Source organism: Streptomyces sp. NPDC053431, assembly GCF_044544925.1.
Taxonomy (GTDB): domain Bacteria; phylum Actinomycetota; class Actinomycetes; order Streptomycetales; family Streptomycetaceae; genus Streptomyces.
Genome location: NZ_JBITXX010000001.1, coordinates 1,191,153 through 1,215,905, shown reverse-complemented (window position 1 = coordinate 1,215,905; position 24,753 = coordinate 1,191,153). Strand labels below are relative to the sequence as shown.

General features: G+C 71.7%; 23 protein-coding genes. 8 read left to right on the top strand and 15 right to left on the bottom strand.

Annotation, left to right across the window (positions count from 1 at the left end; all coding sequences use genetic code 11):
* Positions 1-6: 6 nt before the first annotated feature.
* The 7 genes from ACIGXE_RS05380 to ACIGXE_RS05350 form a co-directional block, all read right to left on the bottom strand.
* Positions 7-1,275 carry a cysteine desulfurase gene (locus ACIGXE_RS05380; RefSeq protein ID WP_399743314.1) on the bottom strand — a complete coding sequence of 423 codons (1,269 nt, stop codon included), beginning with the start codon at positions 1,273-1,275 and terminating at the stop codon, positions 7-9.
* The gene (gene sufC, locus ACIGXE_RS05375; RefSeq protein WP_391105307.1) at positions 1,272-2,036 is read right to left on the bottom strand and encodes a Fe-S cluster assembly ATPase SufC; all 765 of its coding nucleotides are present in this window, start codon (positions 2,034-2,036) and stop codon (positions 1,272-1,274) included. The genes ACIGXE_RS05380 and sufC overlap by 4 nt, the downstream gene beginning before the upstream one ends.
* A gap of 7 nt (positions 2,037-2,043) precedes the next feature.
* Positions 2,044-2,361 (bottom strand): bifunctional 3-phenylpropionate/cinnamic acid dioxygenase ferredoxin subunit, encoded by a 318-nt coding sequence (locus ACIGXE_RS05370; protein WP_361164472.1) that lies wholly within the window; start codon positions 2,359-2,361, stop codon positions 2,044-2,046.
* Entirely contained in the window at positions 2,361-3,542 is a 1,182-nt protein-coding gene (gene sufD, locus ACIGXE_RS05365) for a Fe-S cluster assembly protein SufD (RefSeq protein WP_399743309.1), read from the bottom strand. Before sufD ends, ACIGXE_RS05370 begins: the two co-directional genes overlap by 1 nt.
* A gap of 79 nt (positions 3,543-3,621) precedes the next feature.
* A complete protein-coding gene (sufB, locus tag ACIGXE_RS05360; protein WP_391105301.1) occupies positions 3,622-5,037 on the bottom strand; it encodes a Fe-S cluster assembly protein SufB in 1,416 nt (471 codons plus the stop codon).
* Complete coding sequence (locus ACIGXE_RS05355) at positions 5,034-5,762, bottom strand: helix-turn-helix transcriptional regulator (protein ID WP_399743305.1); 729 nt, start codon at positions 5,760-5,762, stop codon at positions 5,034-5,036. The genes sufB and ACIGXE_RS05355 overlap by 4 nt, the downstream gene beginning before the upstream one ends.
* Positions 5,763-5,865: 103 nt before the next feature.
* Entirely contained in the window at positions 5,866-6,675 is an 810-nt protein-coding gene (locus tag ACIGXE_RS05350) for a DUF72 domain-containing protein (protein ID WP_399743302.1), read from the bottom strand.
* Between the two features lie 87 nt (positions 6,676-6,762).
* Between ACIGXE_RS05350 and ACIGXE_RS05345 the strand changes: the two genes are divergently transcribed.
* The 3 genes from ACIGXE_RS05345 to ACIGXE_RS05335 all read left to right on the top strand — a co-directional run bounded on the left by ACIGXE_RS05345 (position 6,763) and on the right by ACIGXE_RS05335 (position 9,516).
* Positions 6,763-7,698: an ABC transporter ATP-binding protein gene (locus ACIGXE_RS05345; RefSeq protein WP_399743299.1), complete on the top strand. Its 936-nt coding sequence runs from the start codon at positions 6,763-6,765 to the stop codon at positions 7,696-7,698.
* Positions 7,695-8,459, top strand: a complete 765-nt coding sequence (locus tag ACIGXE_RS05340) for an ABC transporter permease (protein WP_399743296.1) — start codon at positions 7,695-7,697, stop codon at positions 8,457-8,459. The genes ACIGXE_RS05345 and ACIGXE_RS05340 overlap by 4 nt, the downstream gene beginning before the upstream one ends.
* 88 nt (positions 8,460-8,547) lie before the next feature.
* Positions 8,548-9,516: a heme A synthase gene (locus tag ACIGXE_RS05335; RefSeq protein ID WP_399743293.1), complete on the top strand. Its 969-nt coding sequence runs from the start codon at positions 8,548-8,550 to the stop codon at positions 9,514-9,516.
* Between the two features lie 78 nt (positions 9,517-9,594).
* On the opposite strand, the gene ACIGXE_RS05330 is transcribed toward ACIGXE_RS05335, so the two are convergent.
* The 3 genes from ACIGXE_RS05330 to ACIGXE_RS05320 all read right to left on the bottom strand — a co-directional run bounded on the left by ACIGXE_RS05330 (position 9,595) and on the right by ACIGXE_RS05320 (position 12,133).
* A complete protein-coding gene (locus ACIGXE_RS05330; RefSeq protein ID WP_399743290.1) occupies positions 9,595-10,677 on the bottom strand; it encodes an amidohydrolase in 1,083 nt (360 codons plus the stop codon).
* An 88-nt stretch (positions 10,678-10,765) separates the two neighbouring features.
* Positions 10,766-11,086: a hypothetical protein gene (locus tag ACIGXE_RS05325; RefSeq protein WP_399743287.1), complete on the bottom strand. Its 321-nt coding sequence runs from the start codon at positions 11,084-11,086 to the stop codon at positions 10,766-10,768.
* Between the two features lie 93 nt (positions 11,087-11,179).
* Positions 11,180-12,133 (bottom strand): heme o synthase, encoded by a 954-nt coding sequence (locus ACIGXE_RS05320; RefSeq protein WP_399743284.1) that lies wholly within the window; start codon positions 12,131-12,133, stop codon positions 11,180-11,182.
* Positions 12,134-12,465: 332 nt separating this feature from the next.
* Between ACIGXE_RS05320 and tkt the strand changes: the two genes are divergently transcribed.
* Genes tkt through pgl form a run of 5 tightly spaced genes read left to right on the top strand, consistent with a single transcriptional unit; the run spans position 12,466 to position 19,080 of the window.
* A complete protein-coding gene (gene tkt, locus ACIGXE_RS05315) occupies positions 12,466-14,550 on the top strand; it encodes a transketolase (protein ID WP_399743282.1) in 2,085 nt (694 codons plus the stop codon).
* Between the two features lie 36 nt (positions 14,551-14,586).
* Complete coding sequence (tal, locus tag ACIGXE_RS05310; RefSeq protein ID WP_399743279.1) at positions 14,587-15,705, top strand: transaldolase; 1,119 nt, start codon at positions 14,587-14,589, stop codon at positions 15,703-15,705.
* Positions 15,706-15,710: 5 nt separating this feature from the next.
* Positions 15,711-17,243, top strand: coding sequence for a glucose-6-phosphate dehydrogenase (zwf, locus tag ACIGXE_RS05305; RefSeq protein WP_399743275.1), 1,533 nt, complete (start codon positions 15,711-15,713; stop codon positions 17,241-17,243).
* Complete coding sequence (opcA, locus tag ACIGXE_RS05300) at positions 17,240-18,301, top strand: glucose-6-phosphate dehydrogenase assembly protein OpcA (protein ID WP_399743272.1); 1,062 nt, start codon at positions 17,240-17,242, stop codon at positions 18,299-18,301. Before zwf ends, opcA begins: the two co-directional genes overlap by 4 nt.
* Positions 18,298-19,080 carry a 6-phosphogluconolactonase gene (gene pgl, locus ACIGXE_RS05295; RefSeq protein WP_399743269.1) on the top strand — a complete coding sequence of 261 codons (783 nt, stop codon included), beginning with the start codon at positions 18,298-18,300 and terminating at the stop codon, positions 19,078-19,080. Before opcA ends, pgl begins: the two co-directional genes overlap by 4 nt.
* Before the next feature lie 25 nt (positions 19,081-19,105).
* Here the strand turns inward: pgl and ACIGXE_RS05290 are convergent, their stop codons facing one another.
* The 5 genes from ACIGXE_RS05290 to ACIGXE_RS05270 form a co-directional block, all read right to left on the bottom strand.
* On the bottom strand, positions 19,106-20,650 hold the full coding sequence (locus ACIGXE_RS05290; protein ID WP_399743266.1) for a PH domain-containing protein: 1,545 nt from the start codon (positions 20,648-20,650) through the stop codon (positions 19,106-19,108).
* Entirely contained in the window at positions 20,647-21,147 is a 501-nt protein-coding gene (locus tag ACIGXE_RS05285) for a PH domain-containing protein (protein ID WP_399743263.1), read from the bottom strand. Before ACIGXE_RS05285 ends, ACIGXE_RS05290 begins: the two co-directional genes overlap by 4 nt.
* Before the next feature lie 10 nt (positions 21,148-21,157).
* Positions 21,158-22,816, bottom strand: a complete 1,659-nt coding sequence (gene pgi, locus ACIGXE_RS05280) for a glucose-6-phosphate isomerase (protein WP_399743790.1) — start codon at positions 22,814-22,816, stop codon at positions 21,158-21,160.
* A gap of 92 nt (positions 22,817-22,908) precedes the next feature.
* A complete protein-coding gene (locus ACIGXE_RS05275; protein WP_399743260.1) occupies positions 22,909-23,673 on the bottom strand; it encodes a sugar isomerase domain-containing protein in 765 nt (254 codons plus the stop codon).
* A gap of 131 nt (positions 23,674-23,804) precedes the next feature.
* Positions 23,805-24,722 (bottom strand): N-acetylglucosamine kinase, encoded by a 918-nt coding sequence (locus ACIGXE_RS05270; protein WP_399743257.1) that lies wholly within the window; start codon positions 24,720-24,722, stop codon positions 23,805-23,807.
* Positions 24,723-24,753: the final 31 nt, after the last annotated feature.

The following is a 24,753-nucleotide window of genomic DNA, read 5'->3' as shown; positions in this document are numbered from 1 at the left end:
TCGCTCCTAACCGAAGAAATTGCGGACGTGCTCCAGACCCGCGACCAGGGCGTCCACCTCGGCCGGAGTGGAGTACAGATAGAACGACGCTCGCGTCGTCGCGGGAATTCCGTACCGCAGGCAGACCGGGCGCGCGCAGTGGTGCCCGACCCGGACCGCGATGCCCTGCTCGTCCAGCACCTGCCCCACATCGTGCGGGTGGATGTCTCCGAGCGTGAAGGAGATCGCCGCGCCGCGGTCCTCGGCCGTGGTGGGGCCGATGATCCGCAGGTCCGGCACCTCCTGGAGGCGCTGGACGGCGTACTCGGTGATCGCGTGCTCGTGGCGCGCGATGTTCTCCATGCCGATCGCCGAGAGGTAGTCCACGGCCGCGCCGAGGCCGACGGCCTGGGCGATCGGGGGCGTACCCGCCTCGAACTTGTGCGGGGCCGGCGCGTAGGTGGAGGAGTGCATCGAGACGGTCTCGATCATCTCGCCGCCACCGAGGAACGGCGGCAGGTCCTCCAGGAGCTCCTGCCGTCCCCACAGCACGCCGATGCCGGTCGGGGCGCACATCTTGTGGCCGGTGAAGGCCACGAAGTCGGCCTGCAGCGCCTGCACGTCGAGCACCATGTGCGGCGCGGCCTGGGAGGCGTCGATGCAGACGAGGGCGCCGACCTCCTGGGCACGCCGGACGATCGTCTCGACCGGGTTGATCGTGCCGAGCAGGTTGGAGACCAGGGTGAAGGACACCACCTTGGTCTTCTCGGTGATCAGCTCGTCGATGTTCGACAGGTCGAGGCGGCCGTCGTCGGTGAGGCCGAACCACTTCAGCTTCGCGCCCGTGCGCTGCGCGAGCAGCTGCCACGGCACGATGTTGGAGTGGTGCTCCATCTCCGTGATGACGATCTCGGTCTCGTGGTCCACGCGGTAGGGCTCGTCGGCCCAGCCCAGCATGTTGGCCACGAGGTTGAGCGACTCGGAGGCGTTCTTCGTGAAGATCACCTCGTCGCGGCTCGGCGCGTTGATGAAGGCGGCGACCTTGTCGCGGGCGCCCTCGTACAGCGCGGTGGCCTCCTCGGCGACCGTGTACACGCCGCGGTGGACGTTGGCGTTGTGCCGCTCGTAGTACGCGTTGAGAGCGTCGAGGACCTGGCGCGGCTTCTGCGAGGTGGCCGCGGAGTCCAGGTAGACGATCTTCTTGTCGTCGTGGACCAGACGATCCAGGAGCGGGAAGTCCTTGCGGATCGCCTCGGTGTCGAGGAGGCCGGTCAGCCCCTGATGGGCGGAAGTCACGCGGATGCGCCACCCTTCACGTACTTGTCGTAGCCCTCGTTCTCCAGCTGGTCGGCGAGCTCGGCGCCGCCGGACTCGACGATGCGGCCGTTCGCGAAGACGTGCACGAAGTCGGGCTTGATGTAGCGGAGGATCCGCGTGTAGTGGGTGATCAGCAGGGTGCCGACCTCGCCGGTCTCGCGGACGCGGTTGACGCCCTCGGAGACGATGCGGAGCGCGTCGACGTCGAGGCCGGAGTCGGTCTCGTCGAGGATGGCGATCTTCGGCTTGAGCAGCTCGAGCTGGAGGATCTCGTGGCGCTTCTTCTCACCGCCGGAGAAGCCCTCGTTGACGTTGCGCTCGGCGAAGGCGGGGTCCATCTGGAGCTGCTCCATGGCCTCCTTGACCTCCTTCACCCAGGTGCGCAGCTTGGGCGCCTCGCCGCGGACGGCGGTGGCGGAGGTGCGCAGGAAGTTGGAGACCGAGACGCCCGGGACCTCGACCGGGTACTGCATGGCCAGGAAGACGCCGGCGCGGGCGCGCTCGTCGACCGACATCTCCAGGACGTCCTCGCCGTCGAGGGTGACGGTGCCGCCGGTGACCGTGTACTTCGGGTGGCCGGCCAGCGAGTACGCCAGGGTCGACTTGCCGGAGCCGTTCGGGCCCATGACGGCGTGGGTCTCGCCCTGCTTGATGGTCAGGTCGACACCCTTGAGGATCTCACGCGGACCGTTCTCGGCCTCGACGGAGACGTGCAGGTCGTGGATTTCAAGCGTTGCCATGGGTGACTCAGGACTCCTGGGTGACGGAGACGAGCACATCGTCCCCTTCGATCTTTACGGGGTATACGGGGACGGGGCGCGTCGCGGGAAGGCCGGACGGCTTGCCGGTGCGGAGGTCGAACGCGGAGCCGTGCAGCCAGCACTCGATCTGGCAGTCCTCCACCTCGCCCTCCGAGAGGGAGACGTTCGCGTGCGAGCAGATGTCGTGGATCGCGTACACCTCGCCCTCGGTGTGGACGAGGGACACCGGCGTGCCGTCGAGTTCCACCCGCTTCGGGGTGTCCTCCTCCAGCTCGCTCAGCGCACAGGCGCGGACGAAGGCCATCAGACGGACGCCTCCAGCTCCGCCTCGATCTTCGCGATGAGACGCTCCTGGACGTCCGGCAGACCGATCTGCTGGACCAGCTCGGCGAAGAAGCCGCGGACGACGAGGCGGCGGGCCTCGGTCTCCGGGATACCGCGGGACATCAGGTAGAAGAGCTGCTCGTCGTCGAAGCGGCCGGTGGCGGAGGCGTGGCCGGCGCCGGCGATCTCGCCGGTCTCGATCTCCAGGTTCGGCACGGAGTCGACCCGGGCGCCGTCGGTGAGGACCAGGTTCCGGTTGAGCTCGTAGGTGTCGGTGCCCTCGGCCTTGGCCTCGATGAGGACGTCGCCGATCCACACGGCGTGCGCGTCCTGGCCCTGCAGCGCGCCCTTGTAGGCCACGTTGGACTTGCAGTGCGGGACGTTGTGGGTGACCAGGAGGCGGTGCTCCTGGTGCTGGCCGGCGTCGGTGAAGTACAGGCCGAAGAGCTCGGCCTCGCCGCCGGGGGCGGCGTAGGTGACCCGCGGGTGGATGCGGACCACGTCGCCGCCGAAGGTCACGACGACCGACTTGAAGGAGGCGTCGCGGCCGACCAGCGCGTTGTGCTGGGCGACGTGGACGGCCTTCTCGTCCCAGTCCTGGACGGAGACGACGGTGAGCTTGGCGCCGTCGCCGAGCACGTAGTCGACGTTGGCGGCGAGCACCGCGTCACCGGTGTGGTCGATGACGACGACGGCCTCGGCGAAGGCACCGAGCTCGATGACCTGGTGGCCGAAGGCGACGCCGCCCTCGCCGTGCACGGCGATGCGGATCGGCTCGGTGAGCACGGCCTCCTTGGCGACGGTGACGACCGAGGCCTTCTCGAACGAGGTGTACGCCTGGGCGGCGACCCGGTCGACCGGCGTGCCGGCCTTGCCGAGTCGCGCGTCGTCACGGCCCACCGTCTCCACGGTGACGCCCTCGGGGGCCTCGACCTCGACGCGGACGCCCTCGCCGGTCGCGACGGCGGTGCCGTCGTGCAGGCCGCGGAGCCGCTCCAGCGGGGTGAAGCGCCACTCCTCCTCGCGGCCGTGCGGGACCGGGAAGTCCGCGACGTCGAAGGACGGCGGGGCACTCATGCGCGTGGCGACGGTGGACTCGGCGGCCACCGCGATCGAGCCGGCGGTGGTGGAGCCCGCCGGGATGTTCTGAGCCTCAGCCATGGCTGTCGTGTTGCTCTCTTCCTGCGTCAAAAAGAAATCAGTGCTGCGGTACGGGTGGGGCGGGGCGAGGCCTGAGGCCTTAGCCGACCGCGCCTTCCATCTGCAGCTCGATCAGCCGGTTCAGCTCCAGCGCGTACTCCATCGGCAGCTCCTTCGCGATGGGCTCGACGAAGCCGCGGACGATCATGGCCATCGCCTCGAACTCCGTGAGGCCGCGGCTCATCAGGTAGAAGAGCTGGTCCTCGGAGACCTTGGAGACGGTGGCCTCGTGGCCCATGGAGACGTCGTCCTCGCGGACGTCCACGTAGGGGTACGTGTCCGAGCGGGAGATCGTGTCGACGAGCAGGGCGTCGCAGAGCACGTTCGACTTGGCGCCCGGGGCGCCCTCGCCGATCTCGATCAGACCGCGGTAGGAGGTGCGGCCGCCGCCTCGCGCCACCGACTTGGAGACGATGTTGGAGGAGGTGTTCGGGGCCATGTGGACCATCTTGGCGCCGGCGTCCTGGTGCTGGCCCTCGCCCGCGAAGGCGATGGAGAGGGTCTCACCCTTGGCGTGCTCGCCCATCAGGTAGACGGCCGGGTACTTCATGGTGACCTTGGAGCCGATGTTGCCGTCGACCCACTCCATGGTGGCGCCCTCGTAGGCGACGGCGCGCTTGGTCACCAGGTTGTAGACGTTGTTCGACCAGTTCTGGATCGTCGTGTAGCGGCAGCGGCCGCCCTTCTTCACGATGATCTCGACGACCGCGGAGTGCAGGGAGTCGGACGAGTAGATCGGGGCGGTGCAGCCCTCGACGTAGTGGACGTAGGCGTCCTCGTCGACGATGATCAGCGTCCGCTCGAACTGGCCCATGTTCTCCGTGTTGATACGGAAGTAGGCCTGCAGCGGGATCTCGACGTGCACGCCCTTCGGCACGTAGATGAACGATCCGCCGGACCACACGGCCGTGTTCAGGGAGGCGAACTTGTTGTCGCCGACCGGGATGACGGTGCCGAAGTACTCCTTGAAGAGCTCCTCGTGCTCCTTCAGCGCGGTGTCGGTGTCGACGAAGATGACGCCCTGCTCCTCCAGGTCCTCGCGGATCTGGTGGTAGACGACCTCGGACTCGTACTGGGCGGCGACACCGGCGACGAGGCGCTGCTTCTCCGCCTCCGGGATGCCGAGCTTGTCGTACGTGTTCTTGATGTCCTCCGGCAGGTCCTCCCAGGACTCGGCCTGCTTCTCGGTGGACCGCACGAAGTACTTGATGTTGTCGAAGTCGATGCCCGACAGGTCGGAGCCCCAGGTCGGCATGGGCTTCTTGTCGAAGAGCCGCAGACCCTTGAGCCGCAGCTTCAGCATCCACTCGGGCTCGTTCTTCTTCGAGGAGATGTCGCGGACGACGTCCTCGGAGAGTCCTCGCTTGGCGGTGGCACCCGCCGCGTCCGAGTCGGCCCAGCCGTACTCGTACCGACCCAGGCCCTCGAGCTCGGGGTGGCTGATCTCGGTGGTCATGCGGGGTTCCTCCCGGCCGTGCTTGCAGATGCTGTGGATGGAGTGGTCTGTGGGGCGCCGTGCGGGATGAACGTCGTGCAGACGCCGTCACCATGCGCGATGGTGGCCAGGCGCTGGACGTGGGTCCCGAGGAGGCGGGAGAAGATCTCCGTCTCCGCCTCGCACAGCTGCGGGTACTGCTCGGCGACGTGGGCGACCGGGCAGTGGTGCTGGCAGAGCTGCTCGCCGACCGGCGCGTTGCGCGCAGTGGCAGCGTACCCGTCGGCGGTCAGCGCCTTGGCCAGAGCCTCGGTGCGCTGGTCCGGGTCGGCGGACTCGACGGCCGCGCGGTAGGCCTCGGCCTGGGCCTCGATCCGGTCGCGGGCGAAGGCGGCGACGGCCGCCTCTCCGCCGGCGTTCCGCTCGATCCAGCGCAGCGCCTCGACCGCCAGCGTGTCGTACGACTGGTCGAAGGCGTCCCTGCCGCAGTCGGTGAGCGCGAAGACCTTCGCCGGGCGGCCCCGGGTGCGGGCTCCGTAGACCCGCTTCTCGCGCGCTTCCACCACGTTGTCGGTGACCAGCGAGTCGAGGTGGCGGCGGACGGCGGCCTGGGTGAGGCCGAGCCGCTGGGCCAGGTCGGCGACGGTCGAGGGCCCGTGGTCCAGGATGGAGCGCGCGACCCGGTTGCGCGTGGATCGCTCACCGGTCGCGAGTTCCTCCGTGGGAGCCTCACCGACGTTTTTCACAACGCCATTGTTGCGTAATTAATCAGGGACTGACAAGCGAGGTCCCCGCGGACGACGGTGCGGTACGTCACGCAGGTAAGGCTTACCTGACCTGCGGAAACGATCATTCGTAGGACGAATGCCAACGGCCCTGACCAGCGCTTTCCGGCCGCTCGGGGCGGTCCGCCGGCACCCTGGGGGTCCGCCCCGTCTCTTCCACGGCACGGAGAAAAGTTTCCGCGTTGCGGACCGCGGCGCCGCCGGGATCGTTGTTGAAGAACACGAAGACGTCCGCGCGCGCCGGCCAGGTCTCCGCGAGCCGGTCCGCCCAGGTCCGCAGCGCCTGCCGCCCGTACGCCGGGAAGGGCCGCGCCCGGCCCTCGTGCAGCCGCAGATAGCCCCAGTCCGCCGTCCGCCACAGCGGGGCCACCGGACGCGAGCCCCGGTCCGCCCAGCACAGCGCGGCGCCGTGGCCGGAGAGGATCCCCTCGGTCTCGTCCGTCCACCACGACTCGTGCCGCGGCTCGACCGCCACCCGCACCCCCGCCGGGAAGCAGCCGAGCACCGCGTCCAGGAGTCCGGCGTCCGCCCGCAGCGTCGGCGGCAGCTGCAGCAGCACCGGACCCAGCCGGTCGCCCAGCCCCTCCGCACGCCCCATCAGCCGCCGCACCGGCTCCTCGGGGTCCTTCAGGCGCTTGATGTGGGTGAGGTAGCGGCTGGCCTTCACCGCCATGAGGAAGCCCTCGGGCGTGCGCCTCCGCCACTCGGCGAAGGTCGCCCGCTCCGGCAGGCGGTAGAAGGCGTTGTTGTTCTCGACCACGGCGAAGCTCCGCGCGTACTCCTCCAGCCACCGGCGCTGGGGTACGCCGTCCGGGTACAGCACGCCCCGCCAGTCCCGGTACTGCCAGCCGGACGTGCCGACGAACACCGCCATATCGGACGGATGCCCGCTCCGGCCGGATCCAGCCCCTCTCCGGGGCCGCCGACCGGGTGACCCGGGCGGGTCCTTAGACTTCCCGGCATGCGAAACGAGTCCGTCGAGTCCGTGGTCCGGGTCCGGGGCCTGGTCAAGCGGTACGGAACGAAGACCGCCGTCGACGGCCTCGACCTCGATGTCCGCGAGGGCACCGTCACCGCCGTCCTCGGACCCAACGGGGCCGGCAAGACGACCACGATCGAGACCTGCGAGGGCTACCGCAAGCCGGACGCCGGCACCGTGCGCGTCCTCGGCCTCGACCCGGTCGCCGACGCCGCCGCCCTGCGCCCGCGGATCGGAGTGATGCTGCAGTCCGGCGGCGTCTACTCGGGCGCCCGCGCCGACGAGATGCTCCGCCACATGGCCAGGCTGCACGCCCACCCGCTGGACGTGGACGCCCTGATCGAGCGCCTCGGCCTCGGTTCCTGCGGCCGCACCACCTACCGGCGCCTCTCCGGCGGCCAGCAGCAGCGCCTCTCACTCGCCATGGCCGTCGTCGGCCGGCCCGAGCTGGTGTTCCTCGACGAGCCCACCGCCGGACTCGACCCGCAGGCCCGCCGCGCCACCTGGGACCTGGTCCGCGAGCTGCGCGCCGACGGGGTCACGGTCGTCCTGACCACCCACTTCATGAACGAGGCGGAGGAGCTCGCCGACGACGTCGCCATCGTCGACGCCGGCCGGGTCGTCGCCCAGGGCAGCCCCGAGGAGCTGTGCCGCGGCGGCGCCGAGAACACCCTGCGCTTCACCGGGCGCCCCGGACTCGACCTCGGCTCGCTCCTCAAGGCCCTGCCCGACGGCAGCTCCGCCGCCGAGCCGCTGCCCGGCACGTACCGGATCACCGGCCAGGTCGGCCCCCAGCTGCTCGCCACCGTCACCAGCTGGTGCGCCCAGCACGGCGTGATGCCCGACCGGATCTCCGTCGAGCGCCACACCCTCGAAGACGTCTTCCTGGAACTGACCGGCAAGGAGCTGCGCGGATGAGCACGGGTACGTACGCGCCGAAGCCGGGGGCCGCGCCGGTCGGGCGGATGATCGCCGCGCAGGCCGCCCTGGAGACCAGGATGCTGCTGCGCAACGGCGAGCAGCTGCTCCTCACGGTGATCATTCCTTCCCTGCTGCTCGTGCTGTTCTCGACGGTCGACATCGTCGACACCGGCACCGGCGAGGCCGTCGACTTCCTCACGCCAGGCGTCCTCGCGCTCGCCGTGATGTCCACCGCCTTCACCGGGCAGGCCATCGCCACCGGCTTCGAGCGCCGCTACGGGGTGCTCAAGCGGCTCGCCGCCTCGCCGCTGCCGCGCTGGGCGCTGATGACCGCCAAGACGCTGGCGGTGCTCGTCACCGAGGTGCTCCAGGTGGCGCTGCTCACGGTGATCGCCCTGGCGCTCGGCTGGTCGCCGCACGGCGACCCGCTCTCGGTGTTCGTGCTGCTGGTGCTCGGCACCGCCGCCTTCTCCGGGCTCGGCCTGCTGATGGCCGGCACGCTGAAGGCGGAGGCGACCCTGGCCGCGGCCAACCTGGTCTTCCTGCTGCTCCTGGTGGGCGGCGGCGTGATGGTGCCGCTGGAGAAGTTCGGCGCCGCGGGTGACGTGCTCGCGTTCCTGCCGATCTCGGCGCTCTCGGACGGCCTGCGCGACGTGCTCCAGCACGGCGCGGCGCTGCCCTGGGGCGACGCGCTGATCCTCGCGGTGTGGGCCGTGCTGGGCCTCGGCGCGGCAGCGAGGTTCTTCCGCTGGGAGTGACGCGAGGAGTAGCGGACCGGTGACGTTTCGGGGTGACTCGCCCCGTAAGCACCCCCTCGTGAAAGCGTGCACAAGGGCCCCGCCTACGATGTCGACCGTGCAGACCCCCCTCGCCTTCCTCGCCCGGCGCTGGACCCCGTCCCCTCGGACGCTCCGGCGCGCCGCGCTCTCCGCCGTCGTGATGAGCGTGGTCATCATCGTCACCGGTGGCGCGGTCCGGCTGACCGGCTCCGGTCTCGGCTGCGACACCTGGCCCAAGTGCACGGACGACAGCCTCATCGTCACCGCCGAGCAGGGCTTCCACGGCTTCGTGGAGTTCGGCAACCGGATGCTGACGTACGTCCTGTCGGCCGCCGTGGGCTGGGCGATCATCGCCGCGCGCTCCGTCAAGCCGCGTCGCCGCGGTCTGACCCGGCTCGCCTGGTCCCAGTTCTGGATCGTGATGAGCAACGCCGTCATCGGCGGCATCACCGTCTGGATGGGCCTCAACCCCTGGACCGTGGCCGGTCACTTCCTCGCCGCGAACGCGCTCCTCACGGTGGCCGTCGTCACCTGGCACCGCACCGGCGAGGGCGACACCACGCCCAAGCCGCGCGTCCCGCGTCCGGTGCGCAAGCTGTCCTGGGCGATCGTCGGGGTCTCGGCCCTGCTCATCGCGCTCGGCACGACGGTGACGGGCGCCGGCAAGCACGCCGGCGACAGCAGCGACGTGCCGCGCATGCCGTGGGACTGGACGAACGCCGCGCACGTCCACGCGATCGGCGCCTGGGTGGTCTGCGCCCTGGCCCTCGCGATGTGGCTGGTCCTGCGCGTGGTGGACGCCCCGGACGACACCCGGGCCCGCGCCCGCGACCTGCTGCTCGTGCTGCTCTGTCAAGGAGCACTGGGCTACATCCAGTACTTCACCGGTGTGCCGGAGCTCCTGGTCGCCGCGCACATGCTCGGCTCCGCGCTGCTGTGGATCGCGGTGCTCCGCCTCGCGCTGAGCCTGCGCGAGCGCCCGGTGACCCCCGCGGAGATCCCGGCCCAGCCCGACGCCGAGCTCGCGACCGCGTGAGCGGAGGCCCGGCGCGCCCCGGGCCGAAGTCCGCGGGCCTGTGGTCCGTGGTCCGTGGTTCGAGGGCCGCGGAAGGGCCTAGCCGAGCCCGTAGACCCGCCGCGCGTTTCCCGCCGCGATCAGGTCGGCGACCCGCTGCGCGTCCGTACGGGACCAGGAGCCGTCGCCGACCCACTCGCCGAGGACCCGGGTGAGCGCCCCGCGGAAGACGCTGGCGGCCACCACGTGGAGCTCGGGCAGGCCGCGGGCGCCGCTGGAGAAGAGCAGCTTGCCGAAGGGGGCCAGCTCCAGGAACTCCGCAAGCACCGCCGCGGCCCTCGCCCCGGTGCGGGCGACGACCGGGCCCAGGTCCGCGTACACGTGCGGGAAGTGCCCGGCGAGCCGGGCGGCCTGCCGGTGGTACGGGTGGTCGTGCAGCAGCACCAGGTCGGCGCCCAGGCCGCCGGTGGCGGCGGCGAAGCCGGCCAGGGTGCCCGGGTCCCGCTCCCCCACGTGCAGCTGGAGCGGCCGGCCCGTGCCGACGGCGACCCACAGCAGATGGCGCAGGAGCACCGGGTCGTCCACCGCCCCGCCGGCCGCGCGCCGGGCCAGCCAGCGGCCCGCCGCGCCGCGCACCTCGCCGGGTCCCGGCGGTTCGGGGACGGCCGCGAGCCCGCCCCGTGCCCCCGCCACCGAGGTGAAGGCCACGGCGCCCGCGGCGGCCCCGTGGACGGCCTCGGTGAGGTGGGCGAGGAAGGCCGCGACGGTGCCGGAGGTGGTGTCGGCGACCCGCTGGGCGAGCGGTTCGAGCCGGACGATCTCGTGCGCGGCGGCGCCGCCGGTGGCGGCGAGCTCGGCGGGCCCGGTCAGATCACCGGGCGGCCCGGTGTCGACGAGGTAGGTGGCGATGCCGGAGGCGCGCAGCAGGCGCCGGCCCGCTTCGAGGACGCCGAGTTCACGGCGCCGCGCCAGGTAGCGGGCGGGCGGGCAGTGCGGTTCGAGACCGAGCAGCGGCGGACACCAGCGGCGTACGGCGAAGCCGGTCTGGGTGTCGAAGAAGGTGGTGCCGGCGGCGGGCGGGGCCTCGCTCGGGGCGAGGTGCGTCTCGAAGCCGCCGAGGCCGAGCTCCGTACGGAGCACCCCGTGGCAGTACTGGTCCACCAGGCTCGGCGTGTCGATCATTCGGGGGGCTCCCACGTGTGGACGGGCTTCCACCCCTCCTAACGGGTGAGCCCCGCGCGAGGTTGTTGCCTCCGGAGCCCCGGTGGCGTCAGGCGTTCGCCGGGCCGCCGAGCTGGATACCGGCCATCCGGGTCCACTCGTACGGGCCCGTCACGACCTTGGCGGCGAACTCGCCGTCGAACTCGTCGTGGAGCGTGAGGCCGGCCTTCTCGGCGGCCTGCTGGGCGATCGCGTAGGTCGGGGCCACCAGGTCGCCCCAGCCGCCGTCCTCGCCGACGAGGACGATGCGGGTGCCCGCCTGACCGATGTGGGCGAGCTGGCCCTCGGCGCCGCCATGCTTCCCGGAGAAGGCCTTGATCTCCTTGGCCAGCTTGGCCGCCTTGCGCTCCGCCTGCTTCGTGTCTGCCATGGAAAGGATGCTACTCGGGGGTAGATCACGTGGCGACGGCCGGGGCACGTGGCGTGGGCCACGCACCCCGGCCGTCGACCGGGTCTTTGCGCTCTAGCGGAGGAAGGGGTCCACCGCGACCGCGACGAAGAGCAGCGAGACGTAGGTGATGGACCAGTGGAAGAGGCGCATCTCCTTGAGCTTCGCCCCCGTCACCTCCGCCTTGGCGCGGTGCAGCAGCGCGTGCGCCTCCCAGAGCCACCAGCCGCCGGTGAGCAGCGCCACCGCGGTGTAGAACCAGCCGGTGTAGCCCAGCGGGGTGAGCAGCAGCGAGACCGCCACCATGACCCAGCTGTAGAGCACGATCTGCTTGGCGACGACCTTGTTGGAGGCGAGGACCGGGAGCATGGGCACGCCCACGCGCGCGTAGTCCTCCTTCACCTTCATCGACAGCGGCCAGTAGTGCGGCGGCGTCCAGAAGAAGATGACGAGGAAGAGGATGACGGCGGCCCAGGACATCGAGTCGGTGACCGCGGACCAGCCGATGAGCACCGGCATGCAGCCGGCGATGCCGCCCCAGACGATGTTCTGGCTGGTGCGCCGCTTGAGGATCATCGTGTAGACCACGACGTAGAAGAGCAGCGCGCCGAGCGACAGCCAGGCGGAGAGCCAGTTGACGAGCAGGCCGAACCAGAGCGTGGAGACCACCGCGAGGGTGATGCCGAAGACCAGGCCCTCGCGCGGCGAGACCATGCCGGTGACCAGCGGACGCTGGGACGTGCGGTCCATCAGGGCGTCGATGTCGCGGTCGATGTACATGTTGAGCGCGTTCGCACCGCCCGCGGACAGGTAGCCGCCGAGGCAGGTGGCGAGCACCAGCCACAGGTCGGGCACGCCCTGCTCGGCGAGGAACATCACCGGAACGGTCGTGATGAGCAGCAGCTCGATGATCCGCGGCTTGGTCAGCGCCACGAATGCCTTGACGCGGGCCCCGAACGGCCGATGGCCCCCCGGGCTGGGAGTCAAGACGACCCCTGCGGGTCGGGACTCGACGGCCGTCACGCACACCCCTGACAGAGAATTTCCCAGCAAGCTCCCCGGATGAAGACGGGGTGAAGACTTGCGCGTACCACGCCACTCTAGACGTTGCCCATACGCCGATCTTCGCGGGGGTGGGGTCGTGTTGGCGGGGCTCACCCGAGGCGCGTCCCGAAGGGCGGACACCGGGCGCGGTGCCCTCGGGAGGCGAACTCCCACGCCCGGCGGCAGTCTTGCAGGGAGAGTGCTCATATGAGGGGCATGGACACGAAAAGAGGGGCGAATTCCGGGGGTAGGCTCGACATCGCCGGGACACCCTCAGTCACCGGCTCAAGACATGCGGAGAGGAGCCCTGACTCAGGGTGAGCACTAAGCCGACGACCACAGACCTCGAGTGGACCGAACTGGACCAGCGGGCCGTGGACACCGCCCGCATCCTGGCCGCCGACGCCGTTCAGAAGGTCGGAAACGGCCATCCCGGTACGGCCATGAGCCTCGCGCCCGCCGCCTACACCCTCTTCCAGAAGGTGATGCGGCACGACCCCGCCGACCCGGAGTGGGTGGGCCGCGACCGGTTCGTGCTCTCCGCCGGCCACTCGTCCCTGACCCTCTACACCCAGCTCTACCTGGGCGGCTTCGGTCTCGAGCTCGACGACCTGAAGGCGTTCCGCACCTGGGGCTCGAAGACCCCGGGTCACCCGGAGTACGGCCACACGGCGGGCGTCGAGACGACGACCGGCCCGCTGGGCCAGGGCGTCGCCAACGCGGTGGGCATGGCGATGGCCGCCCGCTTCGAGCGCGGTCTGTTCGACCCGGAGGCCGCTCAGGGCACCTCTCCGTTCGACCACCACGTCTACGTCATCGCCGGTGACGGCTGCCTCCAGGAGGGCATCTCCGCCGAGGCCTCCTCGCTGGCCGGACACCAGAAGCTCGGCAACCTGATCATGCTGTGGGACGACAACCACATCTCGATCGAGGGCGACACCGAGACCGCCGTGTCCGAGGACACGATGAAGCGGTACGAGGCCTACGGCTGGCACGTCCAGCGCGTGGAGCCGCAGGCCAACGGCGACCTGGACCCGGCCGCCCTGTACGCCGCGATCAAGGCCGCCGAGGCCGAGACCGAGCGTCCCTCCTTCATCGCGATGCGCTCGATCATCGCCTGGCCGGCCCCGAACGCCCAGAACACCGAGGCCGCGCACGGCTCGGCGCTCGGCGACGAGGAGGTCGCGGCCACCAAGCGCGTGCTCGGCTTCGACCCGGAGCAGAGCTTCGAGGTCTCCGCCGAGGTCATCGCCCACACCCGCGGCCTCGGCGACCGCGGCCGCGAGGCGCGCACCGCGTGGGAGAAGTCGCTGGCCGAGTGGCGGACCGCCAACCCGGAGCGGGCGGCCGAGTTCGACCGTATCCAGGCCAACGAGCTGCCGGCCGGCTGGGCCGAGAAGCTGCCGGTCTTCGAGCCCGGCAAGAGCGTCGCGACCCGCGCCGCCTCCGGCAAGGTCCTGCAGGCGCTCGGCGCGGTGATCCCCGAGCTGTGGGGCGGCTCGGCCGACCTCGCCGGCTCGAACAACACGACGATCGACAAGACGTCCTCCTTCCTGCCGGAGGGCAACCCGCTGCCCGAGGCGGACCGGTACGGCCGGACGATCCACTTCGGCATCCGCGAGCACTCCATGGCCGCGGAGATGAACGGCATCGCCCTGCACGGCAACACCCGCGTGTACGGCGGCACCTTCCTGGTGTTCTCCGACTACATGCGCAACGCCGTGCGCCTGTCCGCGCTGATGCACCTGCCGGTGACGTACGTGTGGACGCACGACTCGATCGGTCTCGGCGAGGACGGCCCGACCCACCAGCCGGTGGAGCACCTGGCCTCGCTGCGCGCGATCCCGGGCCTGACGATCGTCCGCCCGGCCGACGCCAACGAGACGGCGATCGCCTGGCGGGAGATCACCGAGCGCCACACCAAGGTGTTCGGCAAGGGCACCCCGGTCGGCCTCGCCCTCACCCGCCAGGGCGTGCCGACCTACGCGCCGAACGAGGACGCGGCCAAGGGCGGCTACGTGCTGTTCGACGCCGACGGCGACGCGCAGGTGGTGCTGATCGCGACCGGTTCCGAGGTGCACCTGGCCGTCGAGGCCCGGGAGCAGCTGCAGGCCGCCGGTGTCCCGACCCGGGTGGTCTCGATGCCGTCGGTGGAATGGTTCGAGGAGCAGGGGCAGGAGTACAAGGACTCCGTGCTGCCGCCGTCGGTCAAGGCGCGTGTCGCGGTCGAGGCCGGTATCGGCCTGACCTGGCACAAGTACGTCGGCGACGCCGGCCGGATCGTCTCCCTGGAGCACTTCGGCGCTTCGGCGGACGCGAAGGTCCTGTTCCGTGAGTTCGGGTTCACGCCGGAGGCGATCGTCGCCGCCGCGCGGGAATCCCTCGACGCCGCCGCGCGCTGACGCAGATACGTACGACTTAATGGAGATGCAACTCTCATGACAGACGCTCTCAAGCGCCTCTCCGACGAAGGCGTCGCGATCTGGCTCGACGACCTGTCGCGCCAGCGGATCACCTCCGGCAACCTGGCCGAGCTCATCGACCAGAGCCACGTGGTGGGTGTGACCACCAACCCGTCCATCTTCCAGAAGGCCATCTCCGAGGGCCACGGATACGACCAGCAGCTGGCCGATCTCGCGGCGCGCAAGGTGACCGTGGACGAGGCCATCCGCATGATCACGACGGCTGACGTGAGGGACGCCGCCGACATCCTGCGCCCCGTCTTCGACGCGACCCAGGGCCAGGACGGCCGGGTCTCCATCGAGGTCGACCCCCGGCTCGCCCACGACACCGCGGCCACGATCGCCGAGGCCAAGCAGCTGGCCTGGCTGGTGGACCGCCCCAACACGCTGATCAAGATCCCGGCCACCAAGGCGGGCCTGCCGGCGATCACCGAGGTCATCGGCCTCGGCATCAGCGTCAACGTGACGCTGATCTTCTCGCTCGAGCGCTACCGCGCGGTGATGGACGCCTACCTGGCCGGTCTGGAGAAGGCCCGCGAGCGCGGCCTGGACCTGTCGAAGATCCACTCCGTGGCGTCCTTCTTCGTGTCCCGCGTGGACACCGAGATCGACAAGCGCCTGGAGGCCGTGGGCACCGACGAGGCCAGGGGCCTCAAGGGCAAGGCGGCGCTGGCCAACGCGCGACTGGCCTACCAGGCGTACGAGGAGGTCTTCGGCTCCGAGCGCTGGGCGGCCCTGGACAAGGCGCAGGCCAACAAGCAGCGTCCGCTGTGGGCCTCGACCGGCGTGAAGGACCCGGCGTACAAGGACACCCTGTACGTGGTGGACCTGGTCGCCCCGGGCACGGTCAACACCATGCCGGAGGCGACCATGGAGGCCACCGCCGACCACGGCGAGGTCACCGGCGACACCATCCACGGCACCTACGACGAGGCGCGCTCGCTCCTCGACGACGTGGCCGCGCTGGGCATCTCGTACGACGACGTCGTCCAGCTGCTGGAGGACGAGGGCGTCGACAAGTTCGAGGCGTCCTGGAACGACCTTCTCAAGTCGACCGAGGCGGAGCTCGCCCGCCTCGCACCCTCGGAGGCGTAAGCACCTTGAGCGCAGTCACCGGAGCCAACCCGCTCCGTGACGCCGCAGACCGACGGCTCCCGCGTATCGCGGGGCCGTCGGGTCTGGTGATCTTCGGCGTCACGGGCGATTTGTCCCGTAAGAAGCTGATGCCTGCCGTCTACGACCTCGCCAACCGGGGTCTGTTGCCGCCGGGCTTCTCGCTCATCGGGTTCGCCCGTCGCGAGTGGCAGGACGAGGACTTCGCGCAGGAGGTCCACGACGCCGTCAAGCAGCACGCCCGCACCCCGTTCCGCGAGGAGGTGTGGCAGCAGCTGATCCAGGGGATGCGCTTCGTCCAGGGCGACTTCGACGACGACAACGCCTTCGAGCAGCTGAAATCCACCATCGAGGAACTCGACAAGGCGCAGGGCACCGGCGGCAACTTCGCGTTCTACCTCTCGGTGCCGCCGAAGTTCTTCCCGCTCGTCGTCCAGCAGCTCAAGAAGCACGGGCTGGCCGACCAGAAGAACGGCTCCTGGCGCCGTGCGGTCATCGAGAAGCCCTTCGGCCACGACCTGGCCTCGGCCAAGGAGCTCAACGAGGTCGTCCACGAGGTCTTCCCGCCCGAGGCGGTCTTCCGCATCGACCACTACCTCGGCAAGGAGACCGTCCAGAACATCCTGGCGCTCCGCTTCGCCAACACCCTCTTCGAGCCGATCTGGAACCGGTCCTACGTCGACCACGTGCAGATCACCATGGCCGAGGACATCGGCATCGGCGGCCGCGCCGGCTACTACGACGGCATCGGCGCCGCCCGTGACGTCATCCAGAACCACCTGCTCCAGCTGCTCGCGCTGACCGCGATGGAGGAGCCCGCCTCCTTCGGCGCCGACGCGCTCGCCGCGGAGAAGACCAAGGTGCTCGGCGCGGTGAAGCTGCCGAAGGACCTGGCGAAGTCCACGGTCCGCGGCCAGTACGCGGCCGGGTGGCAGGGCGGCGAGAGGGCCGTCGGCTACCTGGAGGAAGACGGCATCGACCCGCAGTCGAAGACCGACACCTACGCGGCGATCAAGCTGGAGATCGACAACCGCCGCTGGGCGGGCGTCCCCTTCTACCTGCGCACCGGCAAGCGGCTCGGCCGCCGGGTCACCGAGATCGCGGTGGTCTTCCAGCGCGCCCCGCACTCCCCGTTCGACCACACCGCGACCGAGGAGCTCGGCCGCAACGCCATCGTCATCCGGGTCCAGCCGGACGAGGGCGTCACGGTGCGGTTCGGCTCGAAGGTGCCGGGTACGCAGATGGAGATCCGGGACGTCTCGATGGACTTCGCGTACGGCGAGTCCTTCACCGAGTCCAGCCCCGAGGCGTACGAGCGGCTCATCCTCGACGTCCTGCTCGGCGACTCCAACCTCTTCCCGCGCGTGGAGGAGGTCGAGCTGTCCTGGAAGATCCTCGACCCGATCGAGCAGTTCTGGGACGCGCACGGCAAGCCCGCGCAGTACGAGTCCGGGACCTGGGGTCCGGTCGAGGCGGACGAGATGCTCGCACGAGACGGCAGGAGCTGGCGCCGGCCATGAAGACCGACCTGACGGACACCACGTCCTCCAAGATCAACAAGGCGCTGGTGCTCGGGCGGCGGGCCATCGGCACCCCGGCCGTCGGCATGGTGCTCACCCTCGTCATCGTCACCGACGAGGAGAACGCCTACGACGCGCTGAAGGCGGCCAACGAGGCGTCCCGCGAGCACCCCTCGCGGACCCTCGTCGTCATCAAGCGGGTCTCGCGGACCCCGCGGGACCGTGCCAAGGCGCGGCTCGACGCCGAGGTCCGCCTCGGCGCCGACGCCAGCACCGGCGAGACGGTGGTGCTCCGGCTGTACGGCGAGGTCGTCGACCACGCCCAGTCGGTGGTGCTGCCGCTGCTGCTGCCGGACGCGCCGGTCGTCGTCTGGTGGCCGGTGAACGCGCCGACCGACCCGGCGAACGACCCGCTGGGCGCCCTCGCCCAGCGCCGTGTGACCGACACGTACGCCGCCGAGCAGCCCATCCAGGAGCTGACCGCGCGCGCGGACGCGTACACCCCGGGCGACACGGACCTCTCGTGGACCCGGATCACCCCCTGGCGTTCCATGCTGGCCGCCGCGCTCGACCAGGTCGTGTGCGAGGTGACCTCGGCCGAGGTCGAGGGCGAGGAGTTCAACCCGAGCGTCGAACTGCTCGCGATGTGGCTGGCCGAGCGGCTGAAGGTGCCGGTGCGGCGCTCGAAGTCGGCGGGCCCCGGCCTCACCTCCGTGCGGATGGAGACCAACGCCGGCCCGATCGTGCTCGACCGGCCGGACGGCTCGCTCGCCACGCTCTCCATCATGGGGCAGCCGGACCGTGCGGTGGCGCTCAAGCGCCGGGAGACCGCCGAGCTGATCGCGGAGGAGCTGCGCCGGCTCGACCCGGACGACACCTACGCCTCGGCGCTGCGCTTCGGCCTGGAGCGGCTCGACGAGGAGGCGGCGACCACCGCTCCCGTGCCGGCCGCGCCGGCGGGCGAGGAGGTGGTCGTGGTCGAGGAGGTCACCGAGACCGAGGAGACCTCCAAGCGGGCCGCCCGGAAGGCCCCGGCCAAGAAGGCGGCGGCCAAGTGAGCACTCCTCAGCTGGTCGTGCACCGCGACAAGGAGCTGATGGCCGAGGCCGCCGCGGCCCGGCTGATCACCCGGGTCGTGGACGCCCAGGCGGCCCGCGGCTCCGCCTCGATCGTGCTCACCGGCGGGCGCAACGGCAACGGGCTGCTCGCGGCCCTGCGTTCGGCGCCCGCCCGGGACGCGATCGACTGGTCGCGGCTCGACCTGTGGTGGGGCGACGAGCGCTATCTGCCCGAGGGCGACTCCGAGCGCAATGTCACCCAGGCCCGCGAGGCGCTGCTCGACAGCGTCCCGCTGGACCCGGCGCGGGTGCACGCGATGCCGGCCTCGGACGGCCCGTACGGCTCGGACGTGGACGCCGCGGCCGCGGCCTACGCGGCCGAGCTCGCGGCGGCGGCCGGCCCCGGCGACCACGGCGGGGTGCCGACCTTCGACGTGCTGATGCTGGGCGTCGGCCCGGACACGCACGTGGCCTCGCTCTTCCCGGAGCTCCCCGCGGTCCGCGAGACCGAGCGGACGGTGGTGGGCGTGCACGGCGCGCCGAAGCCGCCGCCCACCCGGATCTCGCTGACGCTGCCGGCGATCCGGGCCGCGAAGGAGGTCTGGCTGCTCGCGGCCGGGGAGGACAAGGCGAAGGCCGCGGCCATCGCGCTGTCCGGCGCGGGCGAGGTGCAGGCCCCGGCGGCCGGCGCCCAGGGGCGTTCGCGCACGCTGTGGCTGCTCGACGCGGCGGCCGCGTCCGAGCTGCCGCGCAGCCTGTACCCGCCGGCCTCGGCCTGAGTCGCGCAGGTGGTCTGACGACACGTCACGGAGACCCGGTCCCGCTCTCCAGGGACCGGGTCTCCGGCGTTTCCAGGAAGGGCGCGAGGAGGCCGGGGACGGCCTCGGCGGCGAAGGCCAGGCCCTGGCTCTCGCCGGCGTCGTGTATCTCGTACGCCCCCTCTCCGGCGGCTGTCGTCGCGCTGAGCGTGAGCACCCCGGCGCGCCGCTGGAACCAGGACTGCCTGACGGTCCAGCCGATGACCCCGGCGCGCTGGAGGGCCACCGTCGAGCGGCGGATCGCGCCCGAACGGGTCACCAGGTAGGGGCCGCTGACGGCGTGTCCGAGGCTGCGGTAGGCATCGCGGGCGAGCAGCAGGGCGAGCGGGGTGACGACCGCGGCGACGCCTGCCGCGGCGTACAGCAGCACGGGGGTGAGCCGGAGGCCGAGGACCGCCAGGAGGGCCGCCGGGCCGAGGCCGGTCCACAGCGCCCACCGCGTCCGCCGGACGCGGGCGGCGCGCGGGTGGGCGGCGAGCGGTATCCCGGTAGGCGGTTCGGGCTCGCGCAGTACCTGGGCGGCGACCCGTTCGGCGACGGCGCGGGGCGCGGCCGGCAGCAGGTTCTCGAGGTCGGCGTGCCGGTCGTCGTCGTCCTGGGCGAGGCCGGTGGCGACGGCGTCGACGCGGGCGGCGTGGAACAGGCGTATGCCGAGGGGTTCGACGAGCTCGATCCCGCGCAGGCGCCGCTCCTCCAGGGAGACGGAGCGCGCGGTGAACAGGCCGCGGCGGACCCGGAGGGTGCCGCCGGGTTCGCGCTCCAGGCGGTAGTTCCACCACATCTCGACCCACAGCCCGAGGGCACCGACCACGCCGGCGACGGTGGCGAGCAGCGCGAGGTCGACGATCATCCAGGGCAGGGACACGTCCTCGAAGCGGGCGCCTATCCAGTGGATGACCTGCTCCTGGGCGCCGAACCAGTCGCTCACCTGCATGACCGTGCCGGCCGCGGCGGCGCCGAGCAGCGGGGCGACGAAGGAGACCGGGGCGTAGCGGATCCAGCGGGGGTCGAGGACGGCCAGGACCCCGTCGTGCGCGGGGTCGGTCCCGGCGCCGGCGGGGCGGGCGAGCAGGGCGCGGCGGAGGTGCTCGCCTTCGCCCCGGGTGACCAGGTCGAGTTCCAGGGTGGATGCGCCGTCGGTGTGCTCGCCGGTGCCGATGCGGACCTTGACGAGGCCGAGGAGGCGTTCCAGCGGGTTGGCGGTGAGGTCGACGCTGCGGATGCGTTCGCGGGCCAGGGAGCGCCGTTTGACGACGAGCAGCCCGGTGCGGAGGTCGACCCGGTCGGGGCCCACGCGGTAGCGGGTGCGGCGCAGCCGTACCCAGTCGGCGGCGCTGCCGCCGCCGACGAGCAGGGCGGCCCCGGCGAGGACCCAGGCGGCGGCCTGCCACGCGGGCCGGGAGCCGGAGGACAGGCTGAGGAAGGCGGGGAGCGCCGCGCCGCCGGCGACGCCGCACAGGACGGCGGCGCCGGCGAGCAGGGTGCGGGGGGCGAGCCGCCGCCACTCCCCGTCCGGCTCGGCGGTGCTCATGTCGCGTCCCCGGGGGTGGCCCGGGTGATCGCGGTGAGCCGTTCCGCGAGGTCGGCGGCGAGCTCGTGGTCGAGGCCCTCGATGCGGATCGCGCCCCTGGAGGAGGCCGTGGTCACCGTGACGGTGGCGAGCCGGAAGGCCTGTTCCAGCGGGCCGCGTACGGTGTCGACGGTCTGGATCCGGGACATGGGGGCGATCCGCCACTCCTGCCGGAGGGCACCGGTCCGCACGTACACGGCGTCCTCGGTGACCTCCCAGCGGTGCACCCGGAACCACCAGGCGGGGAGGAACGCGGTCGCGGCGAGGCCGAGCAGCGTCACCGCGGCGGCGGCGCCCAGGAGCCAGGTCCTGGCCGGCCCGATGAAGGCGCCGAGCACGGCCAGCACGCCCGCCGGTACGGCGGTGGCGACGAGCAGCCGCACCCGCCACCAGCCGACGGCCCGCCGGTCGAGGGCGTTCCTGGGCGGGCGCAGCCGGACCGCGTTCTCCCCCGTCATCCCCTCGGACCTATCCGTTCCGGCCGCGCAGCGAGCGGTAGGCGGAGACGAGCCCGGCGGTGGAGGAGTCGAGCTGCTCGCCGTGCTCCCCGCCGGTCAGCACCGGCTCGATCTTCTTGGCGAGCACCTTGCCGAGCTCGACGCCCCACTGGTCGAAGGAGTCGATGTTCCAGACGGCGCCCTGGACGAAGACCTTGTGCTCGTAGAGCGCGATGAGCTGGCCGAGGACGGACGGGGTGAGCGCGTCGGCCAGGATCGTGGTGGTGGGGTGGTTGCCCCGGAAGGTCTTGTGCGGGACGAGCTCCTCCGGGACGCCTTCGGCGCGGACCTCCTCGGGCGTCTTGCCGAAGGCGAGCGCCTGGGTCTGGGCGAAGAAGTTGGCCATGAGCAGGTCGTGCTGGGCGACCAGGCCGGGGAGCAGGTCGTCGACGGGCCGGGCGAAGCCGATGAAGTCGGCCGGGATGACCTTGGTGCCCTGGTGGATCAACTGGTAGTAGGCGTGCTGGCCGTTGGTGCCCGGGGTGCCCCAGACGACCGGGCCGGTCTGCCAGTCGACCGGCTTGCCGTCGCGGGTGACGGACTTGCCGTTGGACTCCATGTCGAGCTGCTGGAGGTACGCGGTGAACTTCGACAGGTAGTGCGAGTACGGCAGCACGGCGTGCGACTGGGCGTCGAAGAAGGCGCCGTACCAGATGCCGAGGAGCCCGAGCAGCAGCGGCGCGTTCTCCTCGGGGGCGGCGGTGCGGAAGTGCGCGTCGACGAGGTGGAAGCCGTCGAGCATCTCGCGGAAGGCGTCCGGGCCGATGGCGATCATCAGCGACAGGCCGATGGCGGAGTCGTAGGAGTACCGGCCGCCGACCCAGTCCCAGAACTCGAACATGTTCGCCGTGTCGATGCCGAAGTCCTCGACCTTCTCGGCGTTGGTCGACAGGGCCACGAAGTGCTTGGCCACGGCTTCCTGACCGGCCCGCAGCTCGGTGAGGAGCCAGTTGCGGGCGGAGGTGGCGTTGGTGATCGTCTCGATGGTGGTGAAGGTCTTCGAGGCGACGATGAACAGGGTCTCGGCGGCGTCGAGGTCGCGGACGGCCTCGTGGAGGTCGGCGCCGTCGACGTTGGAGACGAAACGGAACGTCAGATCGCGCCGGGTGTAGGAGCGCAGGGCCTCGTAGGCCATGGCGGGGCCGAGGTCCGATCCGCCGATGCCGATGTTGACGATGTTCTTGATCGGCCTGCCGGTGTGGCCGGTCCACTCGCCCGCGCGGACCTTGTCGGCGAAGGCGGCCATCTTGTCGAGGACGGCGTGCACCTCGGGGACGACGTTCACGCCGTCGACCTCGACGCTCGCGCCGCGCGGGGCGCGCAGCGCGGTGTGCAGGACCGCGCGGTGCTCGGTGTTGTTGATCTTCTCGCCGCGGAACATGGCGTCGCGCAGCTCCGCGACGCCGGTGGCGGCCGCCAGCTCGCGCAGCAGCGTCAGCGTCTCGTCGGTCACCAGGTGCTTGGAGTAGTCCAGATACAGGTCGCCGACGCGCAGCGTGTACCCGGTGCCGCGCTCGGGATCGGCGGCGAACAGCTCGCGCAGGTGGGTGTCGCCCAGCTGCTCGCGGTGCTTGCCGAGGGCCGCCCATTCCGGCAGCTGGTTGAGCCTGGTACGTCCCGCGTTCGTCATCTCGACTTCGCCCATTTCTTCGTGTTGCTCCATGTCCTGCGTCTGTGCCCCGCTGCACCTCCAACCTAATTGATCCGGTGTGCCAAACGCGTTCAGTGGCCGCCGCGGTGGAGCCGTCCCGCGTAACGCGCTTCGAGCAGCGCGTTGCGCTCGTGGCCGCCGGGCAGGTTGGCGGACACGTACACGGGCGCGTCGTGTCCCTCGGCGAGCAGCGTCGACACGGCCTCGGCGACGACCATCTGCACGAGCAGCGAGGACGTGAGCGTGGAGATGCCGCACAGCGCGCCGCCGTCGGGCAGCGGCAGTACGGCGTCGCCGGCGGGCGCGCCGTTGTCGAGGACGGCGTCGGCGAGGTCGGCGAGCCGCTTCCCGCCGGCGTGCAGGGCGGGCACGGCGTGCGTGTGCTCCAGGGAGGTGAGCGCGACGAGCCGGTGACCGGCCCCGGTCACCTTGAGCGCGAGTTCGACGACCGCGTTGTTGACCCCGGAGTTGGAGATGATGACGAAGAGGTCCTGCGGGCGGGGCGTGGCCAGGGCGTACAGCCGCTCGGCGAGGCCCGGGGACCGTTCCAGCAGCGGATCCCGCAGGATCGCCGGGTCCTCCCCGCCCCGCAGCACGAGATCCGCGAGCGAGATCCGGCTGGTGGGTACGAGCCCTCCGGCCCGCCCGGCCACCTCCAGCGCGGCGGCCTGCGAGTGCCCGGTCCCGAACGCGTGAATCACCCCGTCGGCCGCCACGCAATCGGCGAACAGCCGCGCGGCGCGGAGGACGGAGTCCTTGTTGCCGGCGACGACCCGGTCGACGGCGTGCCGGGCGAGGTCGGCGAACTGGGCGGCACTGACGGGCTGTCGAGCCATGAGAGGAGCTCCCCTGGTTGTATGAACCGGATCCGCGCGAGCCTTTCGGTTCAATCAACCAGCCTGCCGAAGCCCCGTCAAGGCACCGGCCGCGCGGACCCCGACCTCGGTGCCGGAGGTCTCGGGCGGCGTCAGCGGGGGAGGCGGGCGAGGGAGACCGCGCCCCCGAGGCCGTCCGGCACGGCGGCCGGCGCCAGGCCCAGCTCGGCGACCCGGGCCGACAGGCGGGACAGCAGCGGGCCGTCCGGCGCCAGGAGGCCGCCGGTCACCACCAGGGGCTCGCCCGGCCGCGGGGACAAGGCGCGGACCGTCGAGGCCAGTTCGGCGGCGGCCCGGTCCAGCAGCCCCGCCGCCACCTCGTCCCCCGCGCCCGCCGCGGCCACCACGAGCGGACTGAGATCCGCGAGCCGGACCGGAGGGGCTCCGTAGGCGTACCGGACGACGCGCTCCTTGCCGAGGCCGCCGCAGAGCGCCTCCACCGGCCCCGCGAGGGCCGTCGCGGGGCCCCGCCCGTCGAGCGCGCACAGGACCGCCCGCAGGGCCTCCCGTCCCAGCCAGAAGCCGCTGCCCGCGTCACCGAGGAGCCAGCCGTCGCCGTCGACGGCCCGCACCGTCCGCCGCCGCTCCACCCGCGCCCCCGTCGCGCCCGTGCCGGCGATCAGGACGAGACCGTCCGCCGGGGTCCCCGGGCCGGCCGCGAAGGCCACCTCCGCGTCGCCGAGCACCTCGACCCGCGCCGGGGACGCGCCGACCTCCGCGAGCGCGGCCCGCAGGGACGCCAGGGCCTTCTCCCGACCGCCGCCCGGTCCGCCGCCCGCGAAGCCGGCCACCACCGCCGCGACCGGGGCCTCGTGCGCGCGGGCCCCGCGCAGGGCCTCCGTCAGGTGCCGCACGAGCGCCCGCTCCGGCACGCTCAGCGCATTGCCCGGGCCGCCCGCGCCCTCCCCCACCGTGCGGCCGGTCGCCGCGTCGGCGAGCCGCACCCTGGTCCGCGTACCGCCGGCGTCGATGCCGACCACACACGCGTCATGAATCCCGGATTCGCTCATCAGGCCGCATGGTGGTTGATAGATTCGCCCG

Bases quoted from the DNA above. Each gene is read 5' to 3' on its own strand.
- sufC (WP_391105307.1), bottom strand. From the start codon at position 2,036: ATGGCAACGCTTGAAATCCACGACCTGCACGTCTCCGTCGAGGCCGAG.
- ACIGXE_RS05370 (WP_361164472.1), bottom strand. From the start codon at position 2,361: ATGGCCTTCGTCCGCGCCTGTGCGCTGAGCGAGCTGGAGGAGGACACC.
- sufD (WP_399743309.1), bottom strand. From the start codon at position 3,542: ATGGCTGAGGCTCAGAACATCCCGGCGGGCTCCACCACCGCCGGCTCG.
- sufB (WP_391105301.1), bottom strand. From the start codon at position 5,037: ATGACCACCGAGATCAGCCACCCCGAGCTCGAGGGCCTGGGTCGGTAC.
- ACIGXE_RS05350 (WP_399743302.1), bottom strand. From the start codon at position 6,675: ATGGCGGTGTTCGTCGGCACGTCCGGCTGGCAGTACCGGGACTGGCGG.
- ACIGXE_RS05345 (WP_399743299.1), top strand. From the start codon at position 6,763: ATGCGAAACGAGTCCGTCGAGTCCGTGGTCCGGGTCCGGGGCCTGGTC.
- ACIGXE_RS05340 (WP_399743296.1), top strand. From the start codon at position 7,695: ATGAGCACGGGTACGTACGCGCCGAAGCCGGGGGCCGCGCCGGTCGGG.
- ACIGXE_RS05335 (WP_399743293.1), top strand. From the start codon at position 8,548: ATGTCGACCGTGCAGACCCCCCTCGCCTTCCTCGCCCGGCGCTGGACC.
- ACIGXE_RS05330 (WP_399743290.1), bottom strand. From the start codon at position 10,677: ATGATCGACACGCCGAGCCTGGTGGACCAGTACTGCCACGGGGTGCTC.
- ACIGXE_RS05325 (WP_399743287.1), bottom strand. From the start codon at position 11,086: ATGGCAGACACGAAGCAGGCGGAGCGCAAGGCGGCCAAGCTGGCCAAG.
- tal (WP_399743279.1), top strand. From the start codon at position 14,587: ATGACAGACGCTCTCAAGCGCCTCTCCGACGAAGGCGTCGCGATCTGG.
- opcA (WP_399743272.1), top strand. From the start codon at position 17,240: ATGAAGACCGACCTGACGGACACCACGTCCTCCAAGATCAACAAGGCG.
- ACIGXE_RS05290 (WP_399743266.1), bottom strand. From the start codon at position 20,650: ATGAGCACCGCCGAGCCGGACGGGGAGTGGCGGCGGCTCGCCCCCCGC.
- ACIGXE_RS05285 (WP_399743263.1), bottom strand. From the start codon at position 21,147: ATGACGGGGGAGAACGCGGTCCGGCTGCGCCCGCCCAGGAACGCCCTC.
- pgi (WP_399743790.1), bottom strand. From the start codon at position 22,816: ATGACGAACGCGGGACGTACCAGGCTCAACCAGCTGCCGGAATGGGCG.
- ACIGXE_RS05275 (WP_399743260.1), bottom strand. From the start codon at position 23,673: ATGGCTCGACAGCCCGTCAGTGCCGCCCAGTTCGCCGACCTCGCCCGG.
- ACIGXE_RS05270 (WP_399743257.1), bottom strand. From the start codon at position 24,722: ATGAGCGAATCCGGGATTCATGACGCGTGTGTGGTCGGCATCGACGCC.